Origin of the sequence: Embleya scabrispora (assembly GCF_002024165.1) — a bacterium.
Classification (GTDB): domain Bacteria; phylum Actinomycetota; class Actinomycetes; order Streptomycetales; family Streptomycetaceae; genus Embleya; species Embleya scabrispora_A.
Genome location: NZ_MWQN01000003.1, coordinates 63938 through 79869, shown reverse-complemented (window position 1 = coordinate 79869; position 15932 = coordinate 63938). Strand labels below are relative to the sequence as shown.

General features: G+C 70.4%; 11 protein-coding genes and 1 pseudogene. 6 read left to right on the top strand and 6 right to left on the bottom strand.

Annotation, left to right across the window (positions count from 1 at the left end):
• The first annotated feature begins 1 nt into the window (after position 1).
• On the top strand, positions 2 to 928 hold the full coding sequence (locus B4N89_RS36165; protein ID WP_078980819.1) for an ABC transporter permease: 927 nt from the start codon (positions 2 to 4) through the stop codon (positions 926 to 928).
• Between the two features lie 47 nt (positions 929 to 975).
• Positions 976 to 2328, top strand: a complete 1353-nt coding sequence (locus B4N89_RS36160) for a serine hydrolase domain-containing protein (protein ID WP_161500938.1) — start codon at positions 976 to 978, stop codon at positions 2326 to 2328.
• 524 nt (positions 2329 to 2852) lie between these two features.
• On the opposite strand, the gene B4N89_RS36155 is transcribed toward B4N89_RS36160, so the two are convergent.
• From B4N89_RS36155 to B4N89_RS36140, 4 genes are all read right to left on the bottom strand, one after another.
• Positions 2853 to 4262, bottom strand: a complete 1410-nt coding sequence (locus tag B4N89_RS36155) for a hypothetical protein (protein WP_078980817.1) — start codon at positions 4260 to 4262, stop codon at positions 2853 to 2855.
• A gap of 405 nt (positions 4263 to 4667) precedes the next feature.
• The gene (locus B4N89_RS36150) at positions 4668 to 5894 is read right to left on the bottom strand and encodes a cytochrome P450 (RefSeq protein ID WP_078980816.1); all 1227 of its coding nucleotides are present in this window, start codon (positions 5892 to 5894) and stop codon (positions 4668 to 4670) included.
• Positions 5891 to 6688, bottom strand: coding sequence for a tRNA-dependent cyclodipeptide synthase (locus tag B4N89_RS36145; protein ID WP_078980815.1), 798 nt, complete (start codon positions 6686 to 6688; stop codon positions 5891 to 5893). The genes B4N89_RS36150 and B4N89_RS36145 overlap by 4 nt, the downstream gene beginning before the upstream one ends.
• A gap of 17 nt (positions 6689 to 6705) precedes the next feature.
• The gene (locus tag B4N89_RS36140) at positions 6706 to 7530 is read right to left on the bottom strand and encodes a class I SAM-dependent methyltransferase (protein ID WP_161500937.1); all 825 of its coding nucleotides are present in this window, start codon (positions 7528 to 7530) and stop codon (positions 6706 to 6708) included.
• Positions 7531 to 8166: 636 nt separating this feature from the next.
• On the opposite strand from B4N89_RS36140, the gene B4N89_RS36135 reads away from it, so the two are divergent.
• The 4 genes and pseudogenes from B4N89_RS36135 to B4N89_RS36125 all read left to right on the top strand — a co-directional run bounded on the left by B4N89_RS36135 (position 8167) and on the right by B4N89_RS36125 (position 14087).
• Positions 8167 to 9987 carry an alkyl/aryl-sulfatase gene (locus B4N89_RS36135; protein WP_078980813.1) on the top strand — a complete coding sequence of 607 codons (1821 nt, stop codon included), beginning with the start codon at positions 8167 to 8169 and terminating at the stop codon, positions 9985 to 9987.
• 15 nt (positions 9988 to 10002) lie between these two features.
• A pseudogene (locus B4N89_RS53120) lies at positions 10003 to 10905 on the top strand (FAD-dependent oxidoreductase); the annotation flags it as partial.
• 311 nt (positions 10906 to 11216) lie between these two features.
• Complete coding sequence (locus B4N89_RS51950; protein WP_235619137.1) at positions 11217 to 12089, top strand: flavin monoamine oxidase family protein; 873 nt, start codon at positions 11217 to 11219, stop codon at positions 12087 to 12089.
• A gap of 105 nt (positions 12090 to 12194) precedes the next feature.
• On the top strand, positions 12195 to 14087 hold the full coding sequence (locus B4N89_RS36125; RefSeq protein WP_078980812.1) for a thiamine pyrophosphate-binding protein: 1893 nt from the start codon (positions 12195 to 12197) through the stop codon (positions 14085 to 14087).
• Positions 14088 to 14729: 642 nt separating this feature from the next.
• Here B4N89_RS36125 and B4N89_RS36120 read toward each other — a convergent pair.
• Together B4N89_RS36120 and B4N89_RS36115 are read right to left on the bottom strand one after the other, a co-directional pair.
• Complete coding sequence (locus B4N89_RS36120) at positions 14730 to 15593, bottom strand: aKG-HExxH-type peptide beta-hydroxylase (RefSeq protein WP_078980811.1); 864 nt, start codon at positions 15591 to 15593, stop codon at positions 14730 to 14732.
• Positions 15594 to 15603: 10 nt separating this feature from the next.
• Entirely contained in the window at positions 15604 to 15807 is a 204-nt protein-coding gene (locus B4N89_RS36115) for a hypothetical protein (RefSeq protein ID WP_078980810.1), read from the bottom strand.
• Between the last annotated feature and the right edge of the window lie 125 nt (positions 15808 to 15932).

Genomic DNA, 15932 nt, shown 5'->3' with positions numbered 1-15932 from the left:
CATGACTTCGATTCCGGCCTCCGCCGTACCCTCCGACACGGCGTCCACCGCAGCGTCCGACCCGCCTCCCGGCACCAAGGGAAGCAGCGCGGCGGGTCGCCGCCGGCCGATCCGCGGCGTCTTCGCCAACACGGCCCTCGTCGTACTCGTGCTCTACGTACTCGCGGCGATCCTCGGATCGGCGATCACCCCCTACTCACCGAACGAGCTCAACGTCGGACCACGACTCCAGGGACCCTCCGGCAGCCACCTGTTCGGCACCGACGCGCTGGGCCGCGACCAGTTCTCCCGGGTGATCACCGCCGCCCGCCCCGCCATCCAAGCCGCCCTCACAGCGGTCGGGTTCGCGATCGTGGTGGGAACCGTGATCGGGACCGCCGCGGGCTTCCTGCGCGGGATCACCGACGGGGTGCTCTCGCGCATCATCGATCTGCTGTTCGCGATCCCGGAATACCTCCTCGCCATCCTCGTACTGGCGATCGCGGGCAGCGGCCTCCTCAACGCGGCACTCGCCATCGGGCTGGTCATCATTCCCCGCTTCGCCCGGATCGCCCGGGGAGCGACCATCGAAGTCTCCGGACGCAGCTACATCGACGCGGCCCGGCTGTGCGGTCGCGGCCGGTGGTGGATCATGTACCGCCACGTCCTGCCGAACATCAGCTCGCCGTTGATCATCATGACCGCGATCAACCTGTCCACCGCCGAAGGCGCCTACGCGGCACTCAGTTTCCTGGGCTTCGGCGTCGCGCCCCCGGACGCCGACTTCGGCAGCATGCTCTCGACCGCGCAGCAGTACATGCTCACCGAGCCATGGCTCGCGGCGTATCCCGCGCTGGCGTTCGTAGCGCTCGTGCTCGCGTTCAACCTGCTCGGCGACGCCCTTCGTGACCAACTGGACCCCCGCAGCCGCACGGCCGTCGGGGCATGACCCACGCCATGGCAGCGCGACGAACCCCCATCCAAGGAGAAGCCGCCGTGACCGACCTGCACGCCCGGCTCGATGCCGTTGTCCCGGAACTGATCGCGCAGCACCACGTCCCCGGTGTCGCGGTGGGAGTCACCCTCGACGGGCGGACACTGACGACCGGCTACGGCGTCACCAACGTGGCCCACCCGATCGCGGTCGATCCCCACACCCTGTTCCAGGTGGGATCGATCTCCAAAACGCTGCTCGGTGCCGTCATCGGCCGTCTGCTGGAGCAAGGCGCCCTGGACCTCGACTCACCCGTCGCGCCGTTGTTCGACGCCGGCTCGGGCATCGACGAGCGCATCACCCTGCGCCACACGATCACGCACACGTCCGGCATCGACGCACAGAACATGATCGCCGACGCGCCCCGGATACTCGCCGACCACTGCGACGACAGTATCCAGGCATCCCTACGACACTTCATCCACCAGCCGCTGATGTTCGAGCCGGGGACGGACTTCACCTACAGCGGCCCAGGCATCATGCTGGCCGCCGCCGCGGTCGAGCGCGCGACCGGTCGCCCCTACGCCGATCTGTTGCGCGAACTGGTGATCGGCCCGGCCGGGATGGAGATCACCGGCACCTCGGCCGACGAGGCGATCTTCCACCGCGTGGCCGCGCCACACGGCCGCGCCGCCGACGGCTCCGCGGAACTCCTGATCGACCGCGGTTGGCAACGCCACTGGCAACTCCCCGGCTGGGACGTACCGGGCGGCGGGGTGATCTCCAACGTCGCCGACCTGCTGCGGTACGCCGCGTGGTCGCTCTCCGACGCTGCTCCCCGGCGGCTGTTCGAGCCGCTGGCCGGCCAGGGTATCCAAGGCCACGACATCGGTTTGGCCTGGCACCTCGACGAACTCGGCGGTCACCGGGTCGTCTCACACAGCGGTCTGACCATCGGATACGCCTCCCGAATGGTGCTCATGCCCTCGGTTGGCCTGTCCTACGCGGTCCTGACCAATTCACTGCACGGCGGGGGGATCGTGAGCGAAGTGGAGAAGACCATTCTGGACGCCGCGGGCGTCTCCCGCGCAACCCCGAGCGCGGCGCCGATACCCGCCGATCTGGCGTCCGCGTTGCGGGGAACGTACGACTGCGGCTTCTACGGCACCATCTCGATCGTCCCCGGCTCGCGCCACGGCGAGATGGCGATCGTCGCGAACGGCGCGACCATCCGCGAGGGCGGGTACGTCATCGAGTTGGAGGGCGCGGACCGGGTCGCGCTCGCCGGACCCGACTGCCTGATCACACTCTCCGACGACGGGACACCGGGCCCCCTCGTCGGCTTCGTGCAAAAGGCCGACGGAATCGTCTCAGCCGTCCGCTACCACAGTCGCCTCAACCGCCGCATCGCCTGACAACCGGCCCCGGCCACCGGCGCCCGCCCGGACATCGGCCGCCCCAGGCGCTCGAACCGGCCCACCGGCCCATCGACCGGTCGCGCCGTCTGCGCAACTCTTCGGCATAGGCGGCGATACCGCCGTACCCGGCCTCCTCCGCGAGCGCCCATCCGTCTCGGTCGGAGCCTGATGGACCGGCTTGAGCGCTTTCGTGAACGGGGGCGGGCAGGGAGGGCCGGCCCCAGGAATCGGGCCGGCCCTTCCGTCGCACGCACCGCCATGTCCGGCGCATCCCCAACGCGTCGAGCGCTGCGATCCGCCCCGCCGCGACTTCGCGCGCCGGCTCCTGGCGATCAGCACTTGTCGAAGGACACGGCCTCGGGGTTCGACACCCAGTCGTCGTTGGTGTTCCGGTGGCCGATCCCCGCCCCCGGCACCGACGCCTCGGATGCGGTGCGGGTACTGCCCGAGATGGTCGCGACAGCGGTCCGCCCGACGTGCGTTGGAGCGGGACGAGGAGACGGTGATGCCCCGGGGGTGGGTCAGGTCGTTGCCGAATGCCCGGGTGCGGCGTCGGCTCGGGGTGGGGCGGACCTCGACGCGGTGGGGGACTCCAGGGCTTGTTCGCGTTGTCGCAGGCGGGTGCAGTCGCGTTGGTGCGGAAAGCGGTGCAGCGCTTCGTGCATGCGGGCGCGGGCTCGTTCGATCTCGGCGGAGTCCAGATGGGGGCGCAGGTCGAGGAAGACGTTCCAGTGGGCGCAGGCCGCTTCGAGGTGTCCGATGTCGGCCAGGGTTTCGGCGAGGGTGGCCTCGGTGAGTGCGGTCGCCCGCCGGTTGAGGGGGCCGCGGCTTCGGGCGGCCTCGAGACAGGCGATGGCGTTGGGGATTTCGCCGAGGGCCCGCAGCGCCTGGCCGCTGCGGAAGTGTCGCGCGGCGGGGGTGTACGAGGTGAACGGGCCGGGCAGGGCCGTGGACCGGTCGTGGTGGTGTTCGGCTGCCCGCAGATCCGCTCTGGCCCGGTGCCTTCGTCCGATGATGGCGCCGCTGTGGGCGCGTTGGGTGAGCAGGAACGCCAGGACGGCGGCGTCGGGGGCGGTGCCCGCGCGCTCCACCGCGGCGTCGGCCAGGCGGAAGGCGTGTTCGTGGTGTCCCAGGCGCATGGCCTGGACGCTCATCGCGCGCAGTGTGATGGCGTGCATGCGGTCGTCGTCGGCTTCGTCGGCGAGGTCGAGGGCGATCTCGAAGTAGGCGCGGGCCAGCCCCGGGTGACCGGAGTCCGCCGTCGTTTCGGCGAGCAGGTGGGTCAGTTGCGCGACGTCGACGAGCAGTTGTGCGTGCAGTCGGGGCGAATCCGAGGCGGCGGGCAGGTGTCCGGCGTCCCGGGCGAGGTAGAGGGCGAGCCAGGCCCGGATCCGTCGGCCGCCGTGGCGGGCCGAGAGGTCGGCGAACGTCTGCGTCAGTTCGCGTGCGGTGCGCGAGGCCGCGCGGCCGGCGTCGACCCGGCCGACGAGGCGAGGTGGATTCGTCGGCGCACGAGACGCGGACGCCCGCCCGTCGACTGCGGTGGGGGAGTAGACGCTGCGGGCCAGCGCGGCGTGACGGGTGGGGTCGAGGTCGGCCCGGCACAGGTCTCGCAGGCATTGCGCGGCGTCGACCGCTTCGGGTCGGCGGCGCCGGACGAGTGGTCCGGGTGCGGGGACGGGCGTCAACCCGATCTCCTCCGGTGATATCGACCGCCCGCTGCCGTGACTGAGGACGGAGGCGACCAGCGCGGGGACGGGGTGGCGAGGGCGCGTTCCGCCGAGCCAGTGCGCCACCGCCGTGCGGTCGTACCTCAACCGAACCCCGTGTGCGGCGCCGGCCGCGTTGACCCTGCGGGCGAGGTCGCCGGCGCTCCACCCGATCTCGGTCAGCAGCGCGGCCAGTTGTGTGTTGGGTTCGCGCTTGGGCATACATCCCCCCGGTCCGCGTGCCACCCGTGCGGCCTGACCGCATCTTCCGTCCGCGCCGCGGTTCACGCAACGGTCGTCACGCACCGGGTGACATCACGTGCCCTCCTTCCGCGACGTCCGGCGGCGCCGGAGGTGGCTTTTGCCGATCCCGGACGTGCGCGGGGGCGTCGGCCGGGAAGCGCGTCTCGTCGTCGGTGGGCTGGGGGACGGCCGGGCGGCGATGGCGCCCGGGTGGGCGAGTCGGGGTGCGGGGGTCTTCCATGAAGCAACCATACGATTGGTTGTGTCGTGGTGCCATGACCGCCACGCCGGCGACGTCCGAGGCCGGGCCCGCGACCGGCGTTCGTCACGGGTGTGCATCGCCGACCGGCCGCCGACGGCCCGCCGACCCCCGGCACGGCCGACTCAGGACCAGGTGATCGGCAGTTCCACGGGTCGGGTGAACAAGTAGGTATCCGGTTCCCAGGCGATGTCCTCGTGTTTGGCGGCCAGGGCCAGGTCCGGCAGATGCTGGAACAGGGTCGAGAGCGCGGTCTTCAGGTACATCCGGGCGACGTTGACGCCGAGGCAGAAGTGGGGGCCGGTGCCGAAGGTGACGGCCGGATCCTCCCGCGTGCTTCGGTCGAGGCGGAACCGCTCGGGCTGTGCGTAGTGTTCGGGGTCCCAGGTCGCGGCCACCCAGGGGGTGACGACGGCGTCGCCGGCCCGGATGAGCACACCGTGCAGCTGTGTGTCGGTCAGTGCGACGCGCGGCATCGAGGTCATGCCGTTGTGGTGCAGGCGCAGGAGCTCGGCGACCGCGGTGGGCCACAGCGCCGGGTCGCGCCGTAGGCGGGCGAGTTGCTCGCCGTGCCGCAGCAGGGTGTAGACGCCCGTGGTCACCGGCCCCGTGACCGGTTCGGCCGAGGTGACGAACAGGTACATCACCGTCGCGTGCAATTGCTCGCGGGTGATCGTCCCGTCGCGGCGTGCCCGGATCAACGCCTCCACGGGGTCCCGCGCCTCCCGCTCGTCCTTGAGGTCGGCGCTCTTGGCGTCGATGACCTCGGCGGCGAAGTCGAGCATCCACCGGGTCGAGGTCTCGATACGTGCGGGCGCGGTGCTGTAGTCGACCTGGGAACGCAGACGGGGCACGATCTTGCGGCGCTGCCGCGGGGCCACCCGCATGAGGTCGCACGCCATTGTCGCGGCGAGCGGGTGTGCGTACGCACGGTGCAGGTCGGCCGGGTTGGGTCCGTCCCGCAGCGTGGTGACCAGGTCGAGCGCGGCCGCGGCGACGGCAGGTTCGAGGGCCACCGCGGCGGCGGGATTGAAGAACGGCTGGACGACGCGCCGGACCGCGGTGTGGGCCGGGGGATCGAGGTTGAAGATGCCGCCCGGCACGCTGTTGAAGTCGTCTCCGGCGATGCGGTGCCCACCGGGACACGTCATGTCGCGCGAGAACCGCCGACTGGAACCGATCATGGTGATGTCGGCGCGGCGGGTCACCAGCCACGCCCGGTGCCCGGAGGGGAACTCCACCCGGGCCACCGGACGCTCCCGCCGCAGGAGATCGAACATCTCCGGAGGCAGGCCGTGGCCGCGGTTGGGGAACGAGTCCGGCCAGACCAGGTCCTCGGGAATCGTGGTCATCGGTCCTGCCTCGTCTCGGGGGTGGGGTGATCCCGCTCGTCGGTCAACACCGACAGGACGTGTCCGGGTCCGACGTCGAGGCCGGGGACCCGGCCGCCGGCCACCACGTCGTACAGGGGCACGCGGCGGTGGTACACGAACAGCGCGCGATCGCACCCCAACACGGCGGGCGCGTCGAGCAACAGCGGGGCCTCGGCGAAGATGTAGCGTGCGTTCGCCTCCATCTGCGCCGGAGTGGGCTCGGCATCGACGAAGCCGGTCAGGGCCGCGCGGGTCATCGTGTGCACCGCGTTGCGCATCGGCGCACAGGTGCGATACGCGGCCTCGACACGGCCCCGGATCTCCCGGTAGCGCGGATGCCCGGCGAAACGGGTCATCACGTGGACCCGGGAATCCGTGTCCGAGACCCCGCATTCGGCCAGGGTGCGGCGCGCCACGTTGCGCATGTTGTGGATGACCCTCTTGGAACGTAGGACGGCCCGCCGCGGCGGTTTCCCGGCGCAGATCTGGCGCAGGGCCGTCTCGGGCGCCCCCGGGAGGAGGACGTGCACGTCGTCGAAGGAAGCTGCGGCGTCCCGACACAGCGCGGTCACGGTCTGCGTGGAGTAGAAGGAGTTGTACGGCGACAGACCCAGCACGACCGTGCCGTGGCGGTCGGACAGGCGATGACTGTGCAGATCGAGCCCCTCCACCCGGAACCCGCCGGGATCGACCCGATCCGACGGGGCCGCGCCATCGTGCGGAACACGCGTCAGGGGGCGGTGGGGTGCCCGGCCCGTGGTCGTCGACTTCATGGGGACAACCTCTCTCTTCACTTGTCCGTTGCGGAATCGATGCTCTTCGCCGGGGCGTCGACGGGGGGTTCGTCGCGCGGTCCCGCCTGGGCGTCCACGATCAACGCGTGCGGGCAGGCCAGGTAGTTGGCCCAGAACGCCTCCCCGTACCTCGCGCGGCCCTGCTCGGACACGGTCGGACGGATCCAGGTGATCCGGTCGAATCCCGCCGCCGCCAGGGCCTGTTCGTGCGCCGCCCTCGACCAGCGGAAGAAATCCAACTCCAGGACGTCCGGCCCGACCCACGCCCGCAGGTGCCCCGGAGTGCCCTCCACCGGCGACGGTCGCGCACTCAGCGACATGCCGTAGTCGCGATACCACTCGGGATCCGTGGAGAACTCGGGATTGAGGACCGCGGCCACGAATCGCCCTCCCTCCGCGCGCAGCGCCCGCCGCGCGGTGGCACAGAAGCCGTCCAACGCCGCGCGGGTGGGCGCGTAGGGCAACACGTATACGGCCGTGACCACGTCGAACCTCCCGGCGATGCCCGGCAGCGCGCCGGTGGCCGGATCGGTGGCGTCCGCCGCCAGGTACTCCACACCCAACCCCTCGCGCTCCTCGCGCCGGCGGGCGTGCTCGACCATGGCGCTCGACTCGTCCATGCCCAGCACCCGGATCGCCCCCGCGTGGCACAAACGGCGCGCGTACAGCCCGCTGCCGCAGCCGAGGTCGAGCACGTCGCACGCGGCGACCTCACCGACCGCCTTCAGGAAACTGAACGCCTCGACATGTTCGCGAAACGGCATCTCGTCCATGCTGCGCTCGTACGCGGCAACGACCGTGTCGAACTGGGAATCCATCATCTTCTCCTTCGTCTCCGGTGGGACGTTCGCCCCACGGATCGACGCGACGCACCGACATTCGCGCGGGCGGGGCGCCGCCGATCTCCAGTGGTCGGGCACGCGACGGACACCGGCCGCCGAATCGAACACGCTTGTGCGACACGGTGGTTGATCCACGAATTGCGGAACCCTCGCTCCGCGTACGACCACACCGGCCCGGCCGCCCTCGGCGACCGCCATCCTCGGACCGATGGTCCGGATCTCACGGCCGCTCTTCGTGCCCGGGCTTCTTGCCGCGACACGGCGCGGCAAAAGCCGACAGCCGACCGAAGGAGTGAACGCGTCGAACGCTCGTGCGCTTGTGAATCCCCGAGTCCCCGGGTCGCTGCCGTCGTGCCCCGCTCAATGGCAACGCGGGGGAGAACGTCCACCTCGACCTGCCACTGCCCGCCGAGCCCGCGGCATCGCTCGACGACACACGGCCGATCGCGCCGTCGGGCGGCACCGGCGCACGCTCGACGGAAAGCGTGTCCAGCCCGCGAGAGTGGTGAGGGGCCGCCGGGGGCGACGGACGGTTGGGTGTGGTGCCCCGGCCGGATCGTGACGCAGAAGGACAACTTTGTATAGTTCTATGCCTTTTTGGTTATTGCAGTTGCCATGACTGATCTCGCCTTTTCCGACCGGACGGATTTCGAGGATGCCGAGCGCGGGTTCGTCGCCGCGTTGTCGCCGGCGGTGGCGCGTACCGATGACGGGCGGGTGATCTGGGACGGCGACGCGTACGCCTTCCTGGACGGGGAGTGCCCGGAGACCGCGCATCCGAGCCTGTGGCGGCAGGGCCGGCTGTGCAACAAACAGGGCCTGTTCGAGGTGACGGAGGGCATCTACCAGGTCCGCAACCTCGACTTGTCGAACATGACGCTGGTCGAGGGCGACGCGGGTGTGATCGTGATCGACCCGCTGATCTCCGCGGAGACCGCGGCGGCCGCCCTGGCGCTGTACCGGGAGCATCGGGGCGACCGGCCGGTTACGGGGCTGATCTACACGCATTCGCACGTCGACCACTTCGGGGGCGCGCGGGGGGTGTTGCCGCACGGGCACGCGCGGGTGCCGATTCTGGCTCCCGCCGGGTTCCTGGAGCACGCGGTGGCGGAGAACGTGTACGCGGGCAGCGCGATGACCCGCCGCGCCGTCTACATGTACGGCGCCGAACTGGAGAAGGGCCCCGCCGGGCAGATCGGCTGCGGGCTCGGCATGACGACCTCCACGGGGACGATCACGTTGATCCCGCCGACGGTGGACATCACGCACACGGGTCAGCAGGAGACGGTCGACGGTGTGCGGATCGTCTTCCAGATGACGCCGGACACCGAGGCGCCGTCGGAGATGAACTTCCTCTTCCCGGACCGGCGGGCGTTGTGCATGGCGGAGAACGCGACCCACAACATGCACAACATCCTGACGTTGCGCGGCGCGGTGGTGCGCGACACGCGGATCTGGGCGCACTACCTGAACGAGACGATCGCGCTGTTCGGGGACGAGGCCGACGTGGCGTTCGCGTCGCACCACTGGCCGACCTGGGGCCGGGACCGCATCGTCGACCACCTGGCGAGCCAGCGGGACATGTGGGCGTACATGCACGACCAGACCCTGCGCATGACCAACCGGGGGCTGACCGGTATCGAGATCGCCGAGCACATCCGGTTGCCGCCGGCGGTGGCCGACCGCTGGGCCAACCGGGGCTACTACGGGTCGCTCTCCCACAACGTGAAGGCGATCTACCAGCGCTACATGGGCTGGTTCGACGGCAACCCCGCCCACCTGTGGGAGCACCCGCCTGTGGAGCAGGCCAAGCGCTTCGCCGCCGACTACGGCGGCGTGGCCGCGCTGACCGCCAAGGGCCGGGAGTACGCCGACTCCGGCGACCTGCGCTTCGCCGCCACCCTGCTGGCGCACGCGGTCTTCGCCGACCCGTCGAACTCCGCGGCCAAGGAGGCGCTCGCGTCGGTGTACGAAAGGCTCGGGCACGGCGCGGAGAACGGCACCTGGCGCAACTTCTACCTGATGGGCGCCCAGGAACTGCGCGGGCGCATCGCGCACACGTCGATCGAGACCACCAACCCCGAGATGGCGATGGCCCTGACCGTCGACATGCTCATCGACTCCCTCGCCATTCGCGTCGACGGGCCGCGCGCGTGGGACGAGAAGCTCACCATGGACTGGACGGTCACCGACGAGAACCGCACCTGGCGCATCACGCTGTCCAACGGGGCACTGACGTACCGCAGTTCCGAGAACGGTGAGCACCCGGCCACGCCGGTGGGCCTGTCCCTGACCCTGACCAAGGCCCAACTGCTGGGCGTGCTGGCGGGCAAGGGCTTCGACGGTGTCGAGGTCGAGGGCGACCCGCAGGTGTTCGCCCGGCTCGTCGCCCTGCTCGACACCCTCGACCCCGACTTCGCCGTCGTCGAGCCCTGACCGACCCACCGGGCAATGTCCGGTACCCGCGCTGTCCCCACCCCCGCCGCCCGATCGCATCGGGGGCGCGCCAAGCCGCGCGAGCACCTCGGGCACCGCGCGGCGTCACGGCCGACCGCGTCCGCCCGTGCACGTGCCCCGGTCCTCGCAAGCACCGCAGACGACGCGGGTAGGGCACGAACTCCGCACCCGGGGACTGAAGCGGGATCCCCGGTCCGCCTCGGGCCACGGGATGGGACGCCTCCGGGACCGTGGCCCCGGTCGCCCGGGACATGGAGCCGCCTAGCGTGGCACGAAGGCGGGCCGGCGGCTCGGGAGGATCGGAACGTTCACGGGCGCTCGCGGGCCTGCGATCCGAAGTCGTCCCGGGCTGTCCTCACCATCGGTGGTGCCGAGCACTCCGTGTCGGAAAGAGAGATGCCGATGACCACGTCCAACGAGCCATCCCCCGAGCCGATGCCCCGCGCCGACGCTCTCGGCGAGGACGTACATGCGCTGCGCGCGGCCATGATCGGCCGGTCCGTACCGGCGGCGGCCGGATGGGTCGGTCCCCGGCGGCCGACGAAGGTCGCGCCGATCGAGCGCCTGAAGGTGCTGATCCTCGGCGCCGGCGTCGCCGGGCTGACCGCCGCCTACGAACTGGGCGCCCTCGGCCACGAGGTCACCGTCCTGGAGGCGCAGAATCGGATCGGAGGGCGTAGCCGTACCGTCCGCAAGGGCGACCGACTCCACGAGATCGACACTGCGACCGGGCGGCCCGTACTCACCCACACCTGTGCTTTCGACGACGACATGTACCTCAACCTGGGTCCCGGCCGCATTCCCTACCATCACCGCCGGGTGCTGCGATACTGCCGCGACTTCGGCGTCGCACTGGAGCCGTACGTCATGGAGAGCACGGCGTGTCTGGTGCGTCCGCCGCGCGGGGACGCGGTGTGGCGCAATCGTCGCGTGGCCAACGACACGCGCGGGTACATCGCCGCGACACTCGCCCGGAGCCTGGTGGAGCGAGACGCGTTCACCAACGAACTACGCGACCTGTTGCGCGTGTTCGGGGCGCTCGACGACGATGGGAAGTACACCGGCTCCACCCGTTGCGGCTACCTCCACGACCCCGTCGTCGAGGACTTCCCCGTTCCCGCGCCGGCCCTGGCCTTCGAAGATCTGGTGAACTCCGGCTTTGGAGGAACCGCTTCTACCAGCCGGTCGACTACGAGTGGCAGGCGACGATGTTCCAGCCGGTCGGCGGCATGGACCACATCGTCCGGGCACTGGCCCGCGAGGCGGAACGGGTCGGCGCCACCATCGTGCCGGGTGCCGAGGTCACCGACATCGGCATCGCTCCCGGCGGCTCCCGCGTCGGTGTCACCTACGTCAAGGACGGCGAAACGTTTCGGGTCGACGCCCGACACTGCGTCAGCAGCATCCCCATCCCCGTACTCAGGCACCTCTCCCGCAGCAACTTCTCCGACGCCTTCGAACGTGCCCTGGAATCCGTGGAGTTCGAGAAGACCTGCAAGGTCGGCTGGCAGGCGAACCGGCGCTTTTGGGAAGGGGACCTCGAAGGCGGCAAAGACGCCGGCGAGGGAATCTACGGTGGCATCAGCTGGATCGGCCACAACATCACGCAGCTGTGGTACCCGTCCAACGACTACTTCACCGACAAGGGAACCCTCACCGGCGCGTACAACTACGGGGAGGACGCGCGAAGCCTCGGCGATCTGGCGCCGCACGAACGCCTCGCCCTGGCGCGCGAGGGCGCCGCGCGGCTGCATCCCGAATTCGCCGACACCACCCTCGTGCCGCAGGACAAGGGCATCTCCATCGCCTGGCACAAGGTGCCCTATCAATTGGGTGGTTGGGCGGACTGGCATCCGGACTGGGAGGACCACCGGCAGGCGTACAAGCAGCTGCTCCAACCAGAGGGCGGCGACGCGTTCCACGTCACCGGTGACCAGATCTCCCCGCTGCCGGGTTGGCAGGAAGGTGCGGTGATGTCGGCCCACTACGTCGTGCACCAGATCCTCGGGAGCATGCCCCTCACCGTCTCGGAGGAGGTCGTCGTCCCCGACTCCGTCGCGCTGACCCAGGGACTGCGCTGACGGGGCCGGCAGTCGCCCGTGTGGGCGGAACCGGGTGTTGCCCGCTCCTCGGGAACGCGGCCGTCGAACCCCCGGCGCCGCGACAACGAATCAGGAGAACCACCAATGAGCCATCACGAAACCCCAGCCGTGCCGTCCTGGACGGTGGCCCGCTACCTGCTCCACCGGCTGCGCCAACTGGGCATCACCCACCTGTTCGGGGTCCCGGGCGACCACCTGGGCCCGTTTCTGGACGCCATGGAGGCCGAGGGGCACGTGGCGTGGGTCGGCACCCCCACGGAGGGTGGCGCCGGTCAAGCGGCCGACGCCTACGCCCGTGTGCACGGGATCGGGGCGGCGGCGGTCACCTACAGCGTCGGCGCCTTCGGCCTGCTGAACGCCGTCGGCGGCTGCGATGTCGAATACGTGCCACTGATCGCGATCAACGCCTCGCCGAGATACGAGCAGTGGCAGAACCACCGCGCGGTCGGCCTGCTCTCCGCACACATGGGCCGCCGCCCCGAGAGCAACCTGGACGTGTTCCGGCAGGTCACCTGCGACACGCAAGCGATCTCCAACCCGGGTCTGGCGCCCCTCCAGATCGACACCGCGCTGACCGCCTGCCTGTCCGAGTGCCGCCCCGTCTACCTGGAGATCCTGGAAGACCTCTGGGACGCCCCCTGCGCAGAGCCCGTCGGCACGATCGAACGCCGGGAACGCCCCCTGACGCCGGGCGGCGAGACCATGCTCGAGGACGCGGTGGAGGCGATCCTCGAATTCATCGAGAGCAACCGCGTCGGCGACCGCCCGCGCCCGATCCTGTGGGTGGGCGAGGAGATCGACCGCTTCCGGCTCGGGGATTCGCTGATCTCGTTGCTGGAGGAGACCGGGATTCCGTACTGCACGACCATCGGCGCCAAGGCCGTCGTCTCGGAGAACCTTCGCCGATTCGTCGGGGTGTACAACGGCGACGCCACCGATCCCGCGGTCCGCCGGATCTTCAAGGAATGGGCCGACTGCCGCATCGGCCTGGGCAGTTGGACCACCTCGGGCAACCTCTCGGGGGAGCGCACCGTCGGCACCGACTGGTCGGTGGCGGCACACGGCGGCATCAGCGTCGGCACCACGTATTTCCCCGACGTGCGGTTGGCCCTGCTCGTTCCGGCGCTGCGTGACGCGCTGGTGGCCAGGTACGGGCGCGGCGGGCTCGAAGCGGACTACTATGCCGACGCCCGGGCGGCGGGGCTCGAGGTGCCGGGGAACACCGCCGCCTTCCGGGCGTCGGTCACCAGTGGGGATACGCCGCCCGGCGACCTGACCTATGACGGCCTGTTCGCGCGGGTCAACGGCTTTTTGACGACCCGGCCGGACGACACCTGGACGGTCCTGGTGGACACGGGCTTCGCACAGGCGGCCTCGATCAACCTGCGTCTGTCCGCAGGCCGCTACCTCTCCCAGAACAGCTGGTTGTCGATCGGCTGGACGATCGGCGCAGCCGTCGGCGCCGTCCTGGGCCATGGAGAGGAACAGCCCACCCGACCCATGGTGTTCGCCGGAGACGGCGCCTTCCAGGAGACCTGCCAGGAGATCTCCACGCACACCCGCCTGGGATTGCGATCGGTGGTCTTCATCCTCGACAACGAGAACTTCTACGGCATCGAACAGATGCTGATCGATCCGTGCTACTACAAGAAGCCTTACCCGCCCGGCGACGCCGCCGGCTACAACGTCCTGCACCCATGGAACTACGACCGCCTTGCCGAGGTTTTCCACACCGACAAGACACCCGTCACCGGCATCACGATCTCCGACGGCCGCGCACTCGACGCGCTCTTCGACCGGCTCGCCGACCCGACCGACGCGATCAACGCGGGCCCGATCCTGGTGCGACTGCGCCTCGACCGCCACGACTTCCCGCATGCCTACGCGGACACGGTCGCCGCATGCGGGCAAAGGGCGCGCCGGCCGCGTCCCGAACGGCTGCGCCGACGCGTCGGGCGACGGTCGGATGACCGGTGACCACCAAGGTGTGGCGCGGGACCGCCCGGCGGCCTCGGTGGAGGAGCGCAATCGGTAGTCACACCATCGGTGAATCGTCGGAGGCGACCGCGCCACACCTGTCAGGTCCGACCGACTTCGGTGCGATGCAGCGGGCATCCGTCTCCTCCTTCAGGAAATGGCTCGCCGCGACCTTGTCACTCGGCTCCGCGCCGGCGTCCACCCGACTCCGCGACACCCCATCACCGCACCCGGGGACGCGTACACCACACCGGGACCTACGTGATCACTCGGCCGCTCCGCGCGAGCGTCCAGCCCCCTGCCCGGTGAACCCGGACGCCTCCGGCCCGGCCTCCGACACCGCCGCACCTCGGCGAACCCTGGTCCGACACCCGCCGGTGGGCACCCGGCGCACCGGCGGAGCGCAACGCGCCCGCCCCGCCGTCCACCCACGCGCGATCTCACACCGACGCCGCCTGCGGAGACCCTCCAGACCTGCGCGCCACCCGTTCGGAGTCGGTTCGCAGACGTTGCCGCACGGGCGTTGCCGCACGATGGGCCGTCCGCGTCGCTCGCGATTCGTGCTCCGTCGGGACCGGCCGGCGGTGCCGCCGGGCGGTCCCGACGCGTGACGTCGGTACGGCCACCGAGTGCTGGTCGCCGTCAGGCGGCAACCGGCCGATAGTTGGCGTACTCCATCGAGGAGATGGCGTGGGCGAGGTGATCGAAGTCGAGCGGTTCGGCGTCGGCCCACCGGGTCATCTCGTCCAGCAGCAGTCTTCCGTAGTCGCTGAAGTGCTCGCGCACACGCCCCAGCGACCGACACACCTCCCGGAAGGACTCGGTGTACGAGTCGAGGGGCGTGACGCCGCGCAGGTGCTGCAGATACATCAGCGGCAGCGCGACTCCTGCGGCGTGGAAGGCCCGATCGAGCGGACGCATCTCGCCGACCTTCACCGCGGACAGCGCGTGGTACCTCTCGTCCTCCAACTCGCGCGAGGTCAGGGAGAAGAGGCCGTAGACCGTGTCGGTGACGAACAGCGCGGTGTGCATGGCCTCGTGCACGAGGCACTCGGCGTATCTGGGCACGTCCCATGCCTCGCCGGGGCTCATGACGATCACTCCGGGCAGCGTGTTGACGCTGCCGCCGCCGACCCCGCTGTCGAGAAGCACGATGTCGGTGACGAGCAACTCGATGATGCGGTGCAGGTTCGGGTCGAGGGAGCGGACGTGCGCGAATGCCTCGTGAACATGTGCTTCGTACATCTTGCGGGTCGGACCGTCGGTGGCCCGGGGGGCGGCGAAGACATCCTCGAGGATGCCCGAGGAACGGCAGTGGTCGGCCCATTTGCCGTCTTCATGGGAGATGTCGACACCGCTCCCGGGCGGCGCGTAGGGGCGCAACCCGGCCAGGGCCCTGCGGTAGGCCGGGCCCAGCTCGGCCGCGTCCGCGACGTGCCGGCCATTGACGGCGTGAGCGAAACGGGCCACGGTTTCGGCGTTGTGGCCGACGTTGAGGAAACGCACGGGCTGCCTCCTACAGTGAGGCGAGCGCGCCCGGGGAGAAGGGTCCGTGCTCCGCGGACTCGGGGTTGATCTCGACGTCGGACATGGTGACGCCTTCCTCGCGCGACGCGGCGATTCGACGGCGGATGTCGGCCGCGAGCGCCGGCGGGTCGCCGTGGACGGCCGTCACGACGCCGTCCAGCGCCTGAGTGGTCACGATGGGGAGATCGGACACGGCTGCCTCCAGGGTTCGGAATGGTGATCCGTTCGGCGGCGGCCTCCTCCGGCCCGGGTGCCGGTCGCCGCCACCAAGTGGGGGATACCTACGAGAACCCGGCCCACAAACACCGAAAAGAGAGA

Coding starts and splice junctions, on each gene's coding strand:
- B4N89_RS36165 (WP_078980819.1), top strand. CDS start 2: ATGACTTCGATTCCGGCCTCCGCCGTACCCTCCGACACGGCGTCCACC.
- B4N89_RS36155 (WP_078980817.1), bottom strand. CDS start 4,262: ATGCCCAAGCGCGAACCCAACACACAACTGGCCGCGCTGCTGACCGAG.
- B4N89_RS36150 (WP_078980816.1), bottom strand. CDS start 5,894: ATGACCACGATTCCCGAGGACCTGGTCTGGCCGGACTCGTTCCCCAAC.
- B4N89_RS36145 (WP_078980815.1), bottom strand. CDS start 6,688: ATGAAGTCGACGACCACGGGCCGGGCACCCCACCGCCCCCTGACGCGT.
- B4N89_RS36140 (WP_161500937.1), bottom strand. CDS start 7,530: ATGATGGATTCCCAGTTCGACACGGTCGTTGCCGCGTACGAGCGCAGC.
- B4N89_RS36135 (WP_078980813.1), top strand. CDS start 8,167: ATGACTGATCTCGCCTTTTCCGACCGGACGGATTTCGAGGATGCCGAG.
- B4N89_RS51950 (WP_235619137.1), top strand. CDS start 11,217: ATGTTCCAGCCGGTCGGCGGCATGGACCACATCGTCCGGGCACTGGCC.
- B4N89_RS36125 (WP_078980812.1), top strand. CDS start 12,195: ATGAGCCATCACGAAACCCCAGCCGTGCCGTCCTGGACGGTGGCCCGC.